Annotated in this window: 16 protein-coding genes; 1 reads left to right on the top strand and 15 read right to left on the bottom strand. The window is 61.2% G+C overall.

Annotation, left to right across the window (positions count from 1 at the left end):
* Nucleotide 1 precedes the first annotated feature (1 nt).
* The 10 genes from atpD to M1E02_RS07535 form a co-directional block, all read right to left on the bottom strand.
* Nucleotides 2-1456 carry a F0F1 ATP synthase subunit beta gene (gene atpD, locus M1E02_RS07580; RefSeq protein WP_479377471.1) on the bottom strand — a complete coding sequence of 485 codons (1455 nt, stop codon included), beginning with the start codon at nt 1454-1456 and terminating at the stop codon, nt 2-4.
* Nucleotides 1457-1534: 78 nt separating this feature from the next.
* On the bottom strand, nt 1535-2428 hold the full coding sequence (locus M1E02_RS07575; RefSeq protein ID WP_479377470.1) for a F0F1 ATP synthase subunit gamma: 894 nt from the start codon (nt 2426-2428) through the stop codon (nt 1535-1537).
* A 76-nt stretch (nt 2429-2504) separates the two neighbouring features.
* Nucleotides 2505-4142 (bottom strand): F0F1 ATP synthase subunit alpha, encoded by a 1638-nt coding sequence (gene atpA, locus M1E02_RS07570; RefSeq protein WP_458114523.1) that lies wholly within the window; start codon nt 4140-4142, stop codon nt 2505-2507.
* 86 nt (nt 4143-4228) lie between these two features.
* On the bottom strand, nt 4229-5056 hold the full coding sequence (locus M1E02_RS07565) for a F0F1 ATP synthase subunit delta (RefSeq protein WP_479377469.1): 828 nt from the start codon (nt 5054-5056) through the stop codon (nt 4229-4231).
* A complete protein-coding gene (locus M1E02_RS07560) occupies nt 5056-5613 on the bottom strand; it encodes a F0F1 ATP synthase subunit B (protein ID WP_479377468.1) in 558 nt (185 codons plus the stop codon). Before M1E02_RS07560 ends, M1E02_RS07565 begins: the two co-directional genes overlap by 1 nt.
* A gap of 52 nt (nt 5614-5665) precedes the next feature.
* On the bottom strand, nt 5666-5884 hold the full coding sequence (atpE, locus tag M1E02_RS07555; RefSeq protein WP_011692451.1) for an ATP synthase F0 subunit C: 219 nt from the start codon (nt 5882-5884) through the stop codon (nt 5666-5668).
* 79 nt (nt 5885-5963) lie between these two features.
* On the bottom strand, nt 5964-6764 hold the full coding sequence (atpB, locus tag M1E02_RS07550) for a F0F1 ATP synthase subunit A (RefSeq protein WP_479377467.1): 801 nt from the start codon (nt 6762-6764) through the stop codon (nt 5964-5966).
* 81 nt (nt 6765-6845) lie between these two features.
* Nucleotides 6846-7184 carry a hypothetical protein gene (locus M1E02_RS07545; protein ID WP_479377466.1) on the bottom strand — a complete coding sequence of 113 codons (339 nt, stop codon included), beginning with the start codon at nt 7182-7184 and terminating at the stop codon, nt 6846-6848.
* Nucleotides 7177-7662: a hypothetical protein gene (locus M1E02_RS07540; protein ID WP_479377465.1), complete on the bottom strand. Its 486-nt coding sequence runs from the start codon at nt 7660-7662 to the stop codon at nt 7177-7179. Before M1E02_RS07540 ends, M1E02_RS07545 begins: the two co-directional genes overlap by 8 nt.
* A 98-nt stretch (nt 7663-7760) precedes the next feature.
* Nucleotides 7761-8873, bottom strand: coding sequence for an MraY family glycosyltransferase (locus M1E02_RS07535; RefSeq protein WP_479377464.1), 1113 nt, complete (start codon nt 8871-8873; stop codon nt 7761-7763).
* A gap of 289 nt (nt 8874-9162) precedes the next feature.
* Here M1E02_RS07535 and M1E02_RS07530 point away from each other — a divergent pair, with 289 nt between their 5' ends.
* Nucleotides 9163-10059: a glycosyltransferase gene (locus M1E02_RS07530; protein WP_479377463.1), complete on the top strand. Its 897-nt coding sequence runs from the start codon at nt 9163-9165 to the stop codon at nt 10057-10059.
* On the opposite strand, the gene M1E02_RS07525 is transcribed toward M1E02_RS07530, so the two are convergent.
* The 5 genes from M1E02_RS07525 to rho form a co-directional block, all read right to left on the bottom strand.
* Nucleotides 10056-10826, bottom strand: coding sequence for a WecB/TagA/CpsF family glycosyltransferase (locus tag M1E02_RS07525; RefSeq protein ID WP_479377462.1), 771 nt, complete (start codon nt 10824-10826; stop codon nt 10056-10058). The genes M1E02_RS07530 and M1E02_RS07525 overlap by 4 nt on opposite strands.
* A complete protein-coding gene (locus M1E02_RS07520) occupies nt 10823-11725 on the bottom strand; it encodes an L-threonylcarbamoyladenylate synthase (protein WP_479377461.1) in 903 nt (300 codons plus the stop codon). The genes M1E02_RS07525 and M1E02_RS07520 overlap by 4 nt, the downstream gene beginning before the upstream one ends.
* 4 nt (nt 11726-11729) lie before the next feature.
* On the bottom strand, nt 11730-12593 hold the full coding sequence (gene prmC / locus M1E02_RS07515; protein WP_479378094.1) for a peptide chain release factor N(5)-glutamine methyltransferase: 864 nt from the start codon (nt 12591-12593) through the stop codon (nt 11730-11732).
* Between the two features lie 34 nt (nt 12594-12627).
* On the bottom strand, nt 12628-13701 hold the full coding sequence (gene prfA, locus M1E02_RS07510) for a peptide chain release factor 1 (RefSeq protein ID WP_479377460.1): 1074 nt from the start codon (nt 13699-13701) through the stop codon (nt 12628-12630).
* Between the two features lie 251 nt (nt 13702-13952).
* The gene (gene rho / locus M1E02_RS07505) at nt 13953-16232 is read right to left on the bottom strand and encodes a transcription termination factor Rho (protein ID WP_479377459.1); all 2280 of its coding nucleotides are present in this window, start codon (nt 16230-16232) and stop codon (nt 13953-13955) included.
* Nucleotides 16233-16462 lie beyond the last annotated feature (230 nt).

Here is a 16462-nt window from a genome sequence, read left to right as displayed (position 1 = left end):
ATTACTTGGTCTGTTCCTGGATCTTGGCCCACTGGCGCTCGACGTCATCCAGGCCGCCGACGTTGAAGAACGCCTGCTCTGCAATGTGGTCCAGCTCGCCGTCGCAGATAGCGGTGAAGCCCTCGATGGTGTCCTTGATGGAAACCGTTGAGCCTTCGACGCCGGTGAACTGCTTGGCGGTGTAGGTGTTCTGGGAGAGGAACTGCTGGATACGGCGTGCACGCGACACAACGATCTTGTCCTCTTCAGACAGTTCGTCAACGCCGAGGATGGCGATGATGTCCTGGAGTTCCTTGTTCTTCTGCAGGATCTGCTTCACACGGACAGCCGTGTTGTAGTGATCCTTGCCGATGTACTGGGCGTCCAGGATTCGCGACGTCGACGTCAGCGGGTCCACGGCGGGGTACAGACCACGGGAAGCAATTTCACGGGAAAGTTCCGTGGTTGCGTCGAGGTGTGCGAACGTCGTGGCCGGAGCCGGGTCGGTGTAGTCATCTGCGGGAACGTAGATGGCCTGCATCGAGGTGATGGAGTGGCCCTTGGTGGACGTGATGCGCTCCTGAAGGAGACCCATCTCGTCTGCCAGGTTGGGCTGGTAGCCCACAGCCGACGGCATGCGGCCGAGGAGGGTGGAAACCTCGGAGCCTGCCTGGGTGAAGCGGAAGATGTTGTCAATGAAGAGCAGCACGTCCTGCTTCTGGACATCGCGGAAGTACTCCGCCATGGTCAGGGCAGACAGGGCGACGCGCAGACGCGTTCCCGGCGGCTCGTCCATCTGGCCGAATACAAGGGCGGTGTCCTTCAGGACGCCTGCCTCTTCCATTTCAACCCAGAGGTCGTTTCCTTCACGCGTACGCTCGCCGACGCCGGCGAAAACGGAAGTACCGCCGAAGTTACGGGCAACACGGGTGATCATTTCCTGGATCAGCACGGTCTTGCCGACACCGGCGCCACCGAAGAGGCCGATCTTTCCACCCTTGATGTAGGGGGTCAGAAGGTCGATGACCTTGATGCCGGTTTCCAGCATTTCGGTCTGGCCTTCAAGCGAGGCGAACGAAGGCGCCTTGCGGTGAATCGGCCAGCGTTCCTTGGTCTCCAGTTCGGACTCAGCAATGTCCAGGGGCTGGCCCAGGACGTTGAAGATGTGTCCCTTGACGCCGTCGCCGACGGGAACTGAAATCGGAGCGCCGCTGTCAATCACAGACGTGCCGCGGACAAGTCCGTCGGTTGCCTGCAGGGCGATGGCGCGAACGAGGTTATCGCCAAGGTGCTGGGAGGTCTCGAACGTGATGGGGCGGGTCTCACCGTTGAGGGTAATCTCGGCGGTGAGGGCGTTGTAAATCGAGGGGATTGCGTCAGCCGGGAATTCGACGTCGACAACCGGGCCAATAACACGTGCAATACGGCCGGTGGCACCGGACGTTGCGGCTACGTGTTCGGTAGCAGTGGCAGTCATCTCTCTCACTTCACTCAGTAGATGGCGTGGTTAAGTTTATTTGTTGTGCAGGTACAGCTGGAACAGAGGGTGTGGCGGCTAAGACGCGTTGAGCGCGTCGGCACCGGCCACAATCTCTGAAAGCTCCTGCGTAATCTCAGCCTGGCGGGCAGTGTTGCGCAGACGCGTGTACTTCTTAATGAGGTCTGTAGCGTTATCGCCTGCAGACTTCATTGCCCGCTGGCGGGCAGCAAGCTCCGAGGCAGCAGCCTGCAACATCGCCGCGAACAGACGCGATTCGATGTAACGCGGCAGCAGAGCGTCAAGTACCCGCTCGGTTTCCGGCTCAAACTCGTAGAGCGGCAGGAGCTCCGATTCCGATGCGGCCTGCTCTTCAACAACCTCGAGCGGAAGCAGACGGATCACGGTGGGTTCTTGCGTCACCATGGACTTGAAGCGGGTGTAGACAACGTGGATCTCGTCCACGCCTCCCTCTTCGTATTCCGTCGCGAAGTCCGCAAGCAGTGCCTCGCCAACTTCACGTGCTGTTTCGAACTCAGGCGCATCAGTGCCGCCGGTCCAAACGCGGGCATATTCGCGGTTCCGGAACTCGAAGTACGCCTGTGCCTTGCGGCCGACGAGGTACGTCTTGACTTCCTTGCCTTCGGCGTGAAGCAGTTCGTTAAGCCCCTCCGCCTGCTTGAGCACACTCGCCGAGTAGGAACCTGCCAGGCCGCGGTCCGAGGTAATTACCAGGACTGCTGCGCGGCGGATCTGCTCCGGCTCTGTGGTCAACGGGTGGTCGATTTCGCTCTGGCTTGCGACAGCAGAAACAGCGCGGGTGATCGCGTTCGCGTAAGGCAGTGAAGCTGCTACGCGTGCGCGGGCCTTGCCGATGCGCGAGGTAGCGATCAGTTCCATCGCCTTGAAGATCTTGCGCATCGACGTCGTCGAGCTGATCTTCTGGCGGTAGACCCGGATCTGGGCTCCCATACTTATCCTTTCCTAAGATCCCGGTGGCCGGGACTGCCGGAACCCCGAGGGGTCCCGGCAGTCCCTGCCAGCGAAACTAGCGCTTCTGCCTGACGATTTTTTCCTGGTCGACCTGAGCCTCATCGATAGCCGAGTGCTCCTCGTGGCCGGCGCCGACCAAGTGGTTGTCGCCCTCCCCGAAGAAGCCCTGCTTGAAGTCCACGATTGCGGTCTTCAGTGCGGCAGCGGTGTCGTCGTCGAGGACGTTGGTCTGTGCAAGCGTGGTCAGGATGGAGGACCGGTGCTTGAGGTGCTCCAGGAAGCCTGACTCAAAGCGGTTGATGTCTTCCACGGGAACGTCGTCAAGGTAACCGTTGGTGCCGGCCCAAATGGAGACAACCTGGTCCTCTACCGGGAACGGCGCATACTGGCCCTGCTTGAGCAGTTCCATCAGGCGCGCACCACGGGTCAACTGCTGGCGTGAAGCAGCGTCGAGGTCCGATGCGAACATGGCGAAAGCCTGCATGTCGCGGTACTGGGCCAGGTCCAGCTTCAAGGTACCGGAGACCTTCTTCATGGACTTGACCTGAGCGGCACCGCCAACGCGGGACACGGACACACCCACGTCAACAGCGGGACGCTGGTTGGCGTTGAAGAGATCCGACTGGAGGAAGATCTGACCGTCAGTAATGGAAATTACGTTGGTCGGGATGTAGGCCGAGACGTCGTTTGCCTTCGTCTCGATCAAGGGCAGTCCGGTCATGGAGCCTGCACCGAGCTCGTCAGAGAGCTTGGCACAACGCTCCAGAAGGCGGGAGTGCAAGTAGAAAACGTCGCCCGGGTAAGCTTCGCGTCCCGGCGGACGGCGGAGCAGCAGCGAAACCGCACGGTAGGCCTCGGCCTGCTTGGACAGGTCATCAAACACGATGAGGACGTGCTTGCCGCCGTACATCCAGTGCTGACCGATGGCAGAACCTGCATACGGTGCCAGGTACTTGAAGCCCGCGGGGTCAGAAGCCGGGGAAGCCACGATGGTGGTGTATTCCAGCGCGCCGTTGTCCTCGAGGGTCTGGCGGATGGCGGCAATCGTCGAAGCCTTCTGGCCGATGGCGACGTAGATGCAGCGGACCTGCTTGGTCACATCGCCGGAAGCCCAGTTGGCCTTCTGGTTGATGATCGTGTCAATGGCGATTGCCGACTTACCCGTCTGGCGGTCACCAATGATCAGCTGGCGCTGGCCACGGCCGATCGGAATCATGGCGTCGATTGCCTTCAGGCCGGTCTGCATCGGTTCGTGCACAGACTTGCGCTGTGTAACGCCCGGAGCCTGAAGTTCCAGGGCACGGGTGGTCTCGGCCTTGATTTCGCCGAGGTCGTCGATGGGCACGCCCAGCGGGTCAACAACACGGCCAAGGAAGGCGTCGCCAACGGGGACAGACAGAACCTGACCCGTACGGTGAACTTCCTGGCCTTCTTCAATCCCGGTGAAGTCACCGAGGACAATGACACCGATCTCGCGGACGTCGAGGTTCTGGGCGAGGCCCAGAGTGCCGTCTTCGAAGCGAAGCAGCTCGTTCGCCATGACCGAGGGAAGGCCCTCAACACGGGCGATGCCGTCACTTGCGGTGGTCACGCGGCCGACCTCTACGCGCTCTGCGTTTCCGGGTTCGTAGGACGCCGCGAACTCGTTCAGCGCATTACGGACGTCGTCGGCGTTGATGGTCAATTCGGCCATCTGCAGTCCCTGCTCTCCTGTTTTCGTGATCATCGTTGCTCACGATGACCGGGGTTTCTATCAGTAAGGTTTGTGCTTTGTCCGGTTTAGCCGGCGAGCTGACGGTGCAACTGACCCAAACGGGTGACAACAGAAGCGTCAACAACTTCGTCGCCCACCTGGATCCGGATACCGCCAATGAGGGTTGGGTCAACATTGATGTTGACCTTCAGCTCGCGCCCGTAGAGGGCGTTAAGCCCCGCCTGCAGCCTGCTGGCCTGCGTCTCCGTCAGCGGACGGGTAACGCTCACCGTTGCGATCCAACGCTGCTGGCGCTTGGCTGCCAACTCCGCAAACCGTGCCACAAGCCGTGTGGGCTTGATGCCGCGAGGCTGGGATACAGCCTGGCCGATGAGGACCTTTGCTTCTTCGCCTGCTCCAGGAACAAGCTTTTCGGCCAAAGTCACCTTCGCTGCAGCGCTTGCTTGTGGCTCGGACAGAGCACGCTGTACCTCATGGTTGGAGGCAACGGCCTGGTTGAAGGAGAAAAGGTCATTCTCCAGCTCTTCCAGCCCGGTGATCCCTGAGGCAGAGACGGCCGACTTGTTTTCAGCGACGGCGATAACCACCGAAGCGGCAAGGGTCTCGAGTGCATCGCCAATGTCGCGTGCTGACGCCCAGCGTGAGCTGACCAGTCCGCTCGCGATTTCGACAGCGTCAGCGGATACTTTTCCACTGAAGAGCTGCCGGACCAGCGCCGCCTTTTCTTCGCCGTTACGGGATGGATCAGTAAGCGCACGGCGCAAGCCAGCCGACGAGTCTACCGTTCCCAAAATGCCGAAGAGTTCTTTAGCCAACTGCAGCGAAGCCGTAGGAAGCTTGGCTTCCAACGCAGCCAGCGCCTTGGTCAGCGATTCGCTCGATACACCTGCCATTACTTAGCTGCACCTGCGTTCTGGCTCTCCAGTTCTGCCAGGAAGCGGTCAACCACGCGGGCGGCCCGCTGGTCGTCATCGAGGGCTTCGCCCACAATGCGTCCGGCGAGAGTTGTGGCCAGCGTGCCAACCTCCGAACGCAGGGCGACAACAGCCGCCTGGCGCTCTGATTCGATCTGCGTGTGGGCCTGTGCGGTGATGCGCGCAGACTCGGCAGCAGCCTTTTCCTTCAGATCCGCGAGGATCTGTGCACCTTCTGCTCGGGCCTCTTCGCGGATGCGATTAGCTTCGGCACGGGCGTCGGTGAGCTGCTGCTTGTACTCTTCGAGTGCGGCAGAGGCTTCAGCCTGGGCCTTTTCAGCCTTGGCGATGCCACCTTCGATGGCCTCGGCACGCTCTGCGAACGTCTTCTCGAACATCGGGACAACAAACTTGACCACGATGAACATGAGGAGTGCAAAGCCGACGGCGACGACGCCCATTTCCCAAAAGTTGGGAATGAGCGGGTTGACTGCCTCGCCGCCTTCAGTGGCGGCTGAGATGATCAGCTGATTCATATTTCACCCGTCCTTATCTACTCGGTTCTGAATTGTCGCTTCGCTCTGAGAACTAGCTCAGGACGAAGGCGAAGACCAGGCCGAGGATGGCGAGGGCTTCAGTCAGCGCGAGGCCGAGGAATGCGATCGGCTGGAGAACGCGCTGGGCTTCCGGCTGACGTGCCACGCCGTTGATGTAAGCGGCGAACACGAGACCAACACCGATACCACCGCCGATTGCGGAGAGACCGTAGCCGATGAGGTTGAGGGAGCCGTTGATGGAGCCTTCCATTTTTCTTCCTTTCAAGATGCCACCCGTGTGGCAGGTTGTTTGGGTTGCTTCATCCCCGCGAGGGGAAGTTTGTGGGTGCCTAGTGGCTGTCGGCGTGCAGCGCGCCTTCGATGTAGATCGCTGTCAGCAGGGTAAAGACGTAAGCCTGCAGCACCATGATCAAAGCTTCGAGCATGTACATTGCGATCGCGCCTGCCAGCACGAGCACCGATGTGCCCTGGAGCAGGATGTTCTCCTGCATCACGAGGAACTCGATGCCGTAGCCGGCAATCATCACGATGAGGTGGCCGGCGAGCATGGTGGCAAAAAGACGGAGGCTGTGCGTCACCGGGCGGACCACGAAGTTCGAGATGATCTCGATCGGGACCACGATGGGCAGGATGTAGAACGGAACACCTGACGGAACAGTTGCCAGCTTGAAGTACCTGAGGCCGTTCTTCTTGATGCCGATGGCAATCCAGGTGACGTAAACAATGCCTGCGAGGACGTAAGCGCCGCCGACGTGAGAGAACGTGGGCAACTGGAACAGCGGGATGGCGCCGTAGATGTTGTTCACGAGGATGAAGAAGAAGAGGCTGAACAGCAGCGGCACGTACTTCATGAAGTCTTTGCCGCCGATGATGTCCTTGGCGATACTGTTGCGGACGAAGCCATAGGCCATCTCGCCTGCAAACTGAAGCTTGCCTGGAACCAGCTGCTGCTTGCGGGCGGCAAGCACGAAGAAGGTGGCAATGATAACTACAGACAACAGAACCAGCAGCATCTGCTTGGAGAATCCGTCTGCCGCACCCCACGGCAGGATTGCCGGCAGATGCATTTCGTTAATTCCAGGAGGAGTGAACTCTCCTGAATCTTGGGCCGGGAGCGCAAGCGCGATCAACGCGTTTCCTCTCTGCAGTGTCCGTCATTGGGCGTTGGTAGGGGTCCGGCGAAATTCGTATCCGCGTCCCCCGTTGTGAAATTATTTGGCATTACTGTTCCCATCATCGGACGGGCCGCTGGAAGCATTGCTCTCCCCAGTAGTTTTTCGTGAACTGGTAAGGCCATGCATATGGGAAAGATAGAACCCTCCCGCGGCTCCAAGCAGAGCGCCAGCGAGCACAATCCAGCGGGTTCCCCACAGATTATCCAGACCCCACCCTATCAAACTCCAGACGATGATTCCGCCAATGATGTAGCTGAATACGGCAATTCCAGCGTTGTATCCGCCGTCGCGTCCGTCCGCTGACACACCGGCAGCACCGGTGCCCCTGCGGGGAGTTGCGGGGCGGACTTTGCGTCCTGGTTTGCGACTAGTCATCACTGCCGCCTTTGGTGGATGTGGGGTCGTTGTAGATTTGCAAGCGCGCTTTACTGAAGCCGCGGATTTCTGCAGCTTGCCAGACCACCACTGCCACGACAGCACCTATCAGGAACCAGCGTTCGTGCAGCCATTCGGGCTCGCCGACCACAAAGAGGACGACCGCGAAGCCGACCACCTTGACGAAGTATGTGGCCACGAAAAGGCCGACCGCTCCCGAAGGATTTGACTGGCCAACAAAATGGCCAATCAGGAGGCTGATGGCAAAAAAGAGCATGACCAACGCTCCACCGAAACTGCTTGAGAGCAGCGCGTTGGAGCCGTTGACAGCGAGTGCAATCAGGGCTGTGACCATAAGGGCTGCACCAGCCGCGGCAGAACTAAGCATTAACAAGCGAAGCCATAAAGACCTCGCGGCGCCGGAGACCCCAACGGCGGCTTTGCCGGACGAACGTCCGTGCTCGGCGTTGGAGGTCATCAGATCCCAATCGTCGGTGCCTGCTGTTGGCGTGGTGGAGTGGCAGCTTTGGCTGCCCTCAAATTCTACACGAGATAGAAATTATTACTGAACCGGTGTCACACGGACGCACCGTTACCGCGGCGGCTCAAATATGGCCATGCCGTGACGAGAGCCATTGCCAGCGTGAGGAACAGGTCCACGGCAAGGACGATCTGCCACGGAAAAACAGCGAAGGCCAGTCCCCCAAAGGCGAGAATGCAGGTCCATACGTACATCAGCAGGACTGTAGTGCGGTGTGAGTAACCAATATCCATCAGCCTGTGGTGGAGATGTCCACGGTCCGCAGACCAAGGTGAACGCCCCCTGGCCGTGCGCCTTACCACCGCCAGGCCGAGGTCCAGCAGCGGCAGGAAGAGCACCGCGAAGGGAAGCAGGATGGGAATGATCGTGGGAATACCGTTTGCCCGGTCATACAAACCGGAGGTGATCTCGCCCGTTGCCACGATGCCTGCCGATGCCATGAGGAGTCCGATCAGCATGGCGCCGGCGTCTCCCATGAAGATTTTCGACGGGAACCAGTTGTGCGGCAGGAAGCCGATGCAGCTTCCTACAAGCACCGCAGTGAGGAGTGTGGCCAGGTCCGAGTTGTCCGTCTGCGGGTTGTTTCGGTGAACCCAATAGGCCGTCAGGAAGAAGGCTGCCCCGCCGATTATGGCCACTCCGGCGGCCAGGCCGTCCAGCCCATCGATGAAGTTGAAGGCGTTCATGGTGGTCACGATCAGTCCGGCCGTCAGGATAATTGTGACGAGTTCTGAGCCCACGTGGATGGGTTCAGAGATAAAAGGAATGACCGTCATACGGACGCCCCAGAGGGCCACCACAAGTGCTGCTGCACTTTGGCCAATGAGCTTGATCCACCATCGCAGGTCCAGGAGGTCATCGGCCACTCCCACGAAGACGATGACTATTGCTCCGGCGAGCACTCCCCAAGGGGCGTCATTGTTGCGGAAAATGTCCTTGACGAAGGTGGATTGACTGGCAACGATCAGGGCAACCAGGCACCCCGCAAAGATGCCTATGCCGCCAAGCCTGGAAACCTGATGCGAGTGTGTGTCCCGGCTCCTGATGGGCATGAAAAGCTCAAGGCGATTGCCTACGAACCGCGCCCCCCACGTGGCCGAGTACGACACTATGGCAGCGGTAAGCCCCATAAGCAGGTACATGATCACGAGGCGGCTCCAGGGTGCAGCGCCAAACGGCCGGCAGGCGATAGCGAATCCACGGCCCGAGGTCGCGCGACAGCGAGGCATCCTGGGATTCGAGGGCTCAATGGATGTAGGTCTGATTCTTGATTAATGGAAGTTCTCCGTTGCCATGCCTGCGCAGGCGGTGCGTCGTGCCACTTAGGGCTGTAATACAGTGGACTCTATTCAAGATACTAATGCCAACGGCTGCATGGCTCGCGTCACACGGCCGAGTGACGCCCTAAGCGCCACGCCGTGACGAAAGGAAACCGCGATGTCCTCGTCGGTTGCAGTAGCCGCAGTAACGTTTGACCGGCCAGGGGAACTCGCAGTACTTCTGAACGCAATCAACAGCCAGACCGCACCGGTTGAGAGTATCTGCCTCGTAGACAGCGGCACCGTACCGGCCAGGGACGTGGCTGAGTCCCATAAGAACGTTGATTACATCCGATCAGAAGCTAACCTCGGCGGCGCCGGCGGATTTTCCCTAGCGGTGCTGAAGGCGATGGCCAGCGGTGCGCGCTGGATCTGGATGATGGACGACGACGCCGAGCCGGGAGACCCTGAATGCCTCGCCACCCTGATTCAGGAGGCGGAGGCGCGTGAGCTCGAAGCAGTAGTCCCGCTGGTGTTGGCTCCCGGCGAGCCCGATTGGCTCTCCTTTTTCTTCCGCCTCGACGGCAAAGTGACCCACAGCCGCGCTGAGGTCGAAAAGCTCGGCTTCATTCCGAATGACGGACACTTTTTCAACGGTGCCTTGATCCGATCGGACGTATTTTTCAAGGTTGGGCTGCCCGATATCAGGCTGTTCATCCGGGGAGATGAGGTCGACTTCACCATCAGGCTGCGCAAAGCCGGGATCCGTTTCGGCACCGTGACAACAGCAAGCATCACCCACCCTCACGCGCTCTCCGAGACGCAGCATGTCTTTGGACCCCGCTGGCACGTCATTGTTCCCGAGGGCGCATTCAAGAGGTACTACTACTACCGCAACCGCGGCTACCTCATCCGGCGATACTTCAGGGTGAAATCCCTGGTGGCGGACGTCGGCGGCTATCTTGGCTATTTCCTGAGCAGGGGTGACCTTCGGGGCTTGCGGGACTGGTTCCGGGCCTTCTCCCTGGGCCTTCGAGCCAAGGGCTTCGCCCGCCTGGAAGACCAGAACTTCTAACGCCGGAGGCTCAGCCTCCGGCGGACAAGAAGGGCCAGCAGCACCCAGGGTTCCCCAAAGACCCGGTAAGCCACGCGGCGCGGGTGGAGCATCAGCCGCCACGCCCATTCCAGGCCCATACGGCCAAGCCATCGCGGCGCGAGCTTTTGGATACCGGCCAATTGTTCAATGGCTCCGCCCACGGTGCAGTAAACCGCCGGAGGCAAGGATTCCAACGTGCGCTGTAGTACCGCCTCCTGCAATGGCATCCCCAGGCCGATAAGAACCAATTGTGGCCGGAACGTGTGAAGCCAGGCGACGGCGTCGTCCTCCTTGCCGGGGTTCCACGCCTCCCCCGGCATGCCGGCTACATCCGCGCCGGGAATCAGAGCCCTGAGCCGTGCAACTGCACCATCGTTGGCCTGCTTACCTGCCCCCAGGACCGCAATCCGGTCCAGCCCGGGAACAGTTCCCAGTGCAGGAATCCAGTCGGTGGACCCCAGCCGGTAAGCCATAAGGGATGCGTCGGATTCCGGGCGCGGTTTCCTGCCCCTGCCCCACAGCCAAAGAAGCGGAGCACCGTCCAGAAGCACTATGTCGCTGCTCTCGTACAACTCCCGGAACCAGGAGTGAGAAAGCGTCAGCGTGACGCTGTGCAGGTTGTGCCCGACGACGGTCCGGGTTGTTCCGTCGTCGATGAAGCCGGTGAGGACGTCAATCAGCTCACCGACCGTCAGCGGGGTAGCGTCAACGCCAAGCACCGGGATCTGTTCGCGGACAAGGTTCATCGCTCGTCGCGTCCGCTGGTGGGCGCGCTCCCCTGCTTCTCTGCCGGATCGGTCTCTTTTTGCCCTGCCTCAAGGTCAGCGGTCTCGCCTGTGACTACAGGCTCAGCCACAGGGGCATCCTCCGGACCTGCAGACTGGGGAGTCTCTGCCACTACAGGCTCAGCTTCAGGGGCATCCTCCGGACCCGGAGATTCAGGGGCGGCTTCCTCTGCCGCTGGAGCATCCTCTTCCGGCGCTTCCTCCCCCAGCCCCAGGAGTCCGGGCACAACCTCGCGCAACCGCTCCAAACTGACAGCCCCGTCCCGGACAACCCGCAATGGAAGGGAGGTTGCATCAACAATGGTGGATGGCACGGCGTCGGAAGCGCCCTCGGGACGGAGACCGTCCTCAAGGTAGACCTCTACGGACTCGGCCAACTGCTCCCGGGCCTCTCCGGCTGTGCGCGCCGCAGGCTGGCCGGTCCTGTTCGCCGACGAGACCGCCAAGGGCCCAGTGAGGTTCAGCAGATCCCTGGCAAGTTCATCCGCGGGGATCCGCAGCGCCACGGTGCCTTTGGTCTCGCCTAGATCCCAGTCAAGTGAGGGCTGAGCATGGAGGATCAAGGTCAGTCCGCCGGGCCAGAACTCCTCGGCAAGCTTTCGAGCCTCGGCGGGAACGTCTGTTGCCAGCCCGTCCAGGGCGTTGAGCCGTGGAATGAGGACAGGCGGGGGCATCTGCCGGCCTCGCCCCTTGGAGACGAGGAGCATGGTGACAGCCTGGGGAGAAAAGGCATCGGCCGCGATCCCATAGACGGTGTCAGTAGGCAGCACAACGCATTTGTTCTCCCGGATGGCACGCTGGGCATGCTGCAGTCCTTCGTAGCGCTCACTGGATGCGGTGCAGTTGTAGGTTGTGGTCACGGCCCTATTCTTTCATCAGCGGCGGCGGTGATTCCGCCAGGACCGCGCTTGTGGCCCTTTCCTTACCGTTAAGATCGCGATGGGACGTGATCTCCGTCCACCGTCCCGTTCTTTTCAGCATGGCCGCGATCCAACCGGACTGTACTTCCGCGTGCTCCATGACAAAGTAGCCGCCGGGAACCAAAAGCCTGGCGGCAGAAGCAGCGGCCGCCGTCGGAAGTTCCATGCCGTTCGCTCCCCCGCCGTACAGTGCCTCCGGCGGATCATGCAGAGCTACTTCGGGTTCGTTCGGGATGGCTCCGGAGGGAATGTACGGCGGGTTGGAGACAACGACGTCGAATGTTCCGCTGCGCTCCGGCAGCGCATCCCGCAGATCTCCCCTGACAAGTTCAACGCCAAGCGGGGCAAGGTTCTTCTGTGCCCAGGCGTGCGCGAACTCGCTGAACTCGACGGCAACAACTTCAGCATCGGGAACTTCGTGGGCAATGGATCCGGCAATTGCACCGGAACCTGTCCCCAGATCTACGACCTTGGGCCGTTCCATCTCCTGAAGGCGGTCGATTACCAGTTGAACCACAGATTCCGTTTCCGGGCGAGGGACAAAGACGCCCGGCCCGACGGCAAGCTGGAGGTAGCGGAAATGTGCAACGCCGGTGATGTGCTGGAGCGGAACCCGCTGAGCACGCTCGGCTACCAGCTCGGCGTAGCCCTCGGGGACAAGGGAATCGCCGAGGAGCATGGCGCGAAGACGCCCCAGCCCCACACCAAGCAGATGCTCTGCCAGCAACTCGGCGTCCACCCGTGGGCTGGGTACACCGGCAGCGGCAAGAATGGCCGTGGCCTCCCGGACTGCGTCCGCGAGGGACATGTCCGGGCCGATCGGCACCAGGACTTCACTCAAGTTATTCCCCGATAGCGTCGAGGCGTGCCTGTTCGTCCATCTCAATGGCCGACTGGATGACCGGCTCCAAATCGCCGTTCATCACCTGATCCAGGTTGTACGCCTTATATCCCGTGCGGTGGTCCGCGATCCGGTTTTCCGGGTAGTTATAGGTGCGGATTCGCTCTGAGCGGTCCATGGTGCGGATCTGCGACTTCCGCTGGGCGGAGTTTTCCGCATCGATCTGTTCCTGCTGGTGAGCCAGGATCCGTGCCCGAAGAACACGCATGCCGGCTTCGCGGTTCTGCAGCTGCGATTTCTCGTTCTGCATGGCCACCACGATTCCTGTCGGCAGGTGGGTGAGGCGCACGGCCGAGTCAGTAGTGTTGACGGACTGTCCGCCGGGGCCTGAGGAGCGGTAGACATCGATCTTGAGGTCGTTCGGGCTGATTTCAAGCTCTTCAGGCTCGTCAACTTCAGGCAACACCAATACCCCTGCGGCCGAGGTGTGGATACGGCCCTGCGATTCGGTCACGGGAACACGCTGGACCCGGTGAACGCCGCCCTCGAATTTGAGCCTGGCGTAAACCCCTTCAGCAGGATCGTTGGAGTTGCCCTTGACCGCCATCTGGACATCCTTGTAACCGCCAAGGTCGGATTCCGTGGCCGAGATAAGTTCGGTCTTCCAGCCGCGGGATTCGGCATAGCGCATGTACATACGGAGCAGGTCACCGGCGAACAGGGCGGCCTCGTCGCCACCTTCGCCGCCCTTGACCTCGAGAATGACGTTGCGCGCATCGTCCGGATCCCTGGGAATGAGCAGCCGGCGCAAATTAGCCGCCGCCGCCTCCAGGGCTTCCTCAAGCTGAGGAACTTCTGCCGCGAACTCCGGATCCTCCGAAGCCATTTCCTTTGCAGCAGCCAAATCGTCCTCGATGGAATGCCAACGCTGATAAGCCTCAACAATGCCGTTCAGCTGAGCAGACCGCCGCCCCAGCTTCCGTGCCAGCCGCGGGTCAGCATAAACAGCAGGATCCCCCAGCTGCGCCTGAATAGCATCATGCTCATCCAACAGGCCCTGTACGGACTCAAACATTCTCAAAACCTCTTTCGACGCCGTGTGTACAAGTTTAGTGACGCTCACAGCGGTAGGTGACGGGTGTTGACCGCCGTCGGGTATTTTTGCCGGCCAGGGAGTGGCATCGGGCCTGTCGGAGCGTTGTGGCCGACGTACGCAGTACGTCAGCCACAACGCGAAGGGGCGGGGCCGGCAAAAATATCCGGCGGCCCCCGAACGACAAAGGGGCGGGGCCGGCAAAATATGCGACGGCCCCACCCCCAGCTCAGCTACTTGTCGTTATCCGACTTTGCGCCAAGCGTCGTCTTTTGAACCTGCATGAGGAACTCGACGTTGCTTTGAGTTTCCCGGATCTTGTTGGTCAGCAGTTCGAGGCTCTGCTGGGTCTCGAGTCCGGAGAGGACGCGGCGCAGCTTCCACATGATCTTGACTTCCTCGGGGGAAAGCAGGTTCTCTTCACGACGGGTACCGGACGCATTGACGTCCACCGCCGGGAAGATGCGCTTGTCAGCCAGCTGGCGGGACAGGCGGAGCTCCATGTTGCCGGTGCCCTTGAACTCTTCGAAGATGACCTCGTCCATCTTGGAACCGGTCTCCACGAGGGCCGTTGCCAGGATAGTCAGCGAGCCGCCGTTTTCGATGTTGCGGGCGGCGCCAAAGAAGCGCTTCGGCGGGTAGAGTGCGGCGGAATCCACACCACCGGACAGGATTCGGCCGGAGGCCGGTGCTGCCAGGTTGTAGGCGCGGCCCAGACGGGTCATGGAATCGAGGAGCACCACAACGTCCATGCCCATTTCAACGAGGCGCTTAGCACGCTCGATGGACAGTTCGGCCACTGTGGTGTGGTCGTCGGCGGGACGGTCGAAAGTGGAGGCAATAACCTCACCCTTGACTGTGCGCTGCATGTCGGTGACTTCTTCAGGACGTTCGTCAACAAGCACCATCATGAGGTGAACCTCAGGATTGTTGGTGGTGATGGCATTGGCGATCGACTGCAGGATGAGGGTCTTACCGGCCTTGGGCGGTGAGACAATCAGGCCGCGCTGGCCCTTGCCGATAGGCGCAACCAAGTCGATGACACGGGGGCCGATCTTCTTGGGGTCGGTCTCCAGGCGCAGACGCTCGGACGGGTAGAGCGGAACCAGCTTGGCGAACTCGACGCGGTCCCTGAGCTCTTCCGGAGTCTTCCCGTTGACGGATGTGACGCGCACCAGGGCGTTGAACTTCTGGCGGGCGGACTGCTGGCTGCGGTCCTCACCGTCACGAGGGGCGCGGATGGCTCCGACGACGGCATCGCCCTTGCGCAGGCTGTACTTCTTGACCTGGGCGAGGGAAACGTAGACGTCGTTGGGGCCCGGGAGGTAGCCCGAGGTGCGGATGAACGCATAGTTCTCGAGGACGTCCAGGATGCCGGCTACGGGCAGCAGGACATCATCTTCGGTGACCTCGACGTCGTCGACGTCGGGTCCCTGGCTGCGACCGCGGCGGCGTTCGTTACGGTCACGGAAGCGGTCGTTGCGGGAGTTGTTGTCGCGGCTGTCGCGGCTGTCCCTGCTGTCGGACCGGTCGGACCGGTCGTTCCGGTCACGACGGTTGCGGCGGTTCCTGCGGCTGCCGCCGTCGGAATCATCGTTATCCCGGTTGTCATCGCGACGGGTGTCAGGACGGGTGTCCTGGCGGTTGTTTTCGCGGATGCCTGCGGAGTCGCCGGTGTCGCGGCCGCCACGGCTACGGGTGTTTTCACGGCGGTCGTTGCGCTGGCCGGCTTCGCCGGATTCGCCCTGCTCAGCATTGCGCTGCTCCGTGCCGCGCTGGTCAGCATTGCGCTGTTCAGCACCGCGCTGTTCAGTGCCGCGCTGTTCAGTGCCGCGCTGTTCAGCATTGCGCTGTTCAGCACCGCGCTGTTCAGTGCCGCGCTGTTCAGGTGCGCGCTGTTCGGTTGCCCGATCCTCGACGGCAGGCTGCTCAGATGGAGCTTCTACGTTCTCAGAAGATTGAGCCGTAGCCACTGCTTCTCCGCGACGGCGGTTGCGGGTGCGTGGCTGGCGACGCTCGGAGGCGCCATCCGCAGAGGGCGCTTCAGCGGCTGCAGTCTGCTTGGCTACGGCGGGCACCTCAACAGGCGCAGCCTCCGGAGCCGGGGCTTCTGTACCCGGAGCGCTGACCACGCCGTCGCTACCGGCGCGGCGGCTGCGTCCGCGGCCACGTGCTTTCGTGGTGTCCGCTGCAGGGTTCTCCTGAGCTGGAGCTGCGGGTGCTTCGGTTACGGCAGCAGGGGCGGGAGCGGAGGAAGCAACAGAGTTGTCCCTCGCTTTCTCGCCCGAGCGGGCCGGAGCCTTGCTCGCCGAGGAACCTGCACGGTGGGCTGAAATGGCCGTAACCAGATCCCCCTTACGCATGCGGGAACCGCCGGAGATCCCCAACTGACTGGCGAGAGCCTGCAGTTGGGCGAGCTTGAGGCCTGCAAGGCCACTGCTCTTGGGTGCTGCCGTTGATGCGGCAGCAGAAGATGTGTCCACAGCTGGAGACAGCTCAGTGGTTTCGGTCACGAAGGATCCTTCCCCCTCGACGGCGTCCAGACTGGGAGCTGGACGCGATGATTGATCTGGGCTGCAGTTCAGATCTGCAGCCGGGATTTCGGCCTTGCCGGATGGATTTCGGCCAGCAGGGCCGGATACTGATTCACCTGGAATATTCCGGATACGCGAAACGAAGGACTGGTCAGGGGTGCAGAGATGTTCTGCAGATTCCTGCTACAGACCAAAAGCAGGTGGCACCG

Source organism: Arthrobacter sp. Z5-13, from assembly GCF_056499105.1.
Note: the sequence above shows the minus strand (reverse complement) of the source record. Positions and strands in the feature narration are given on the sequence as shown.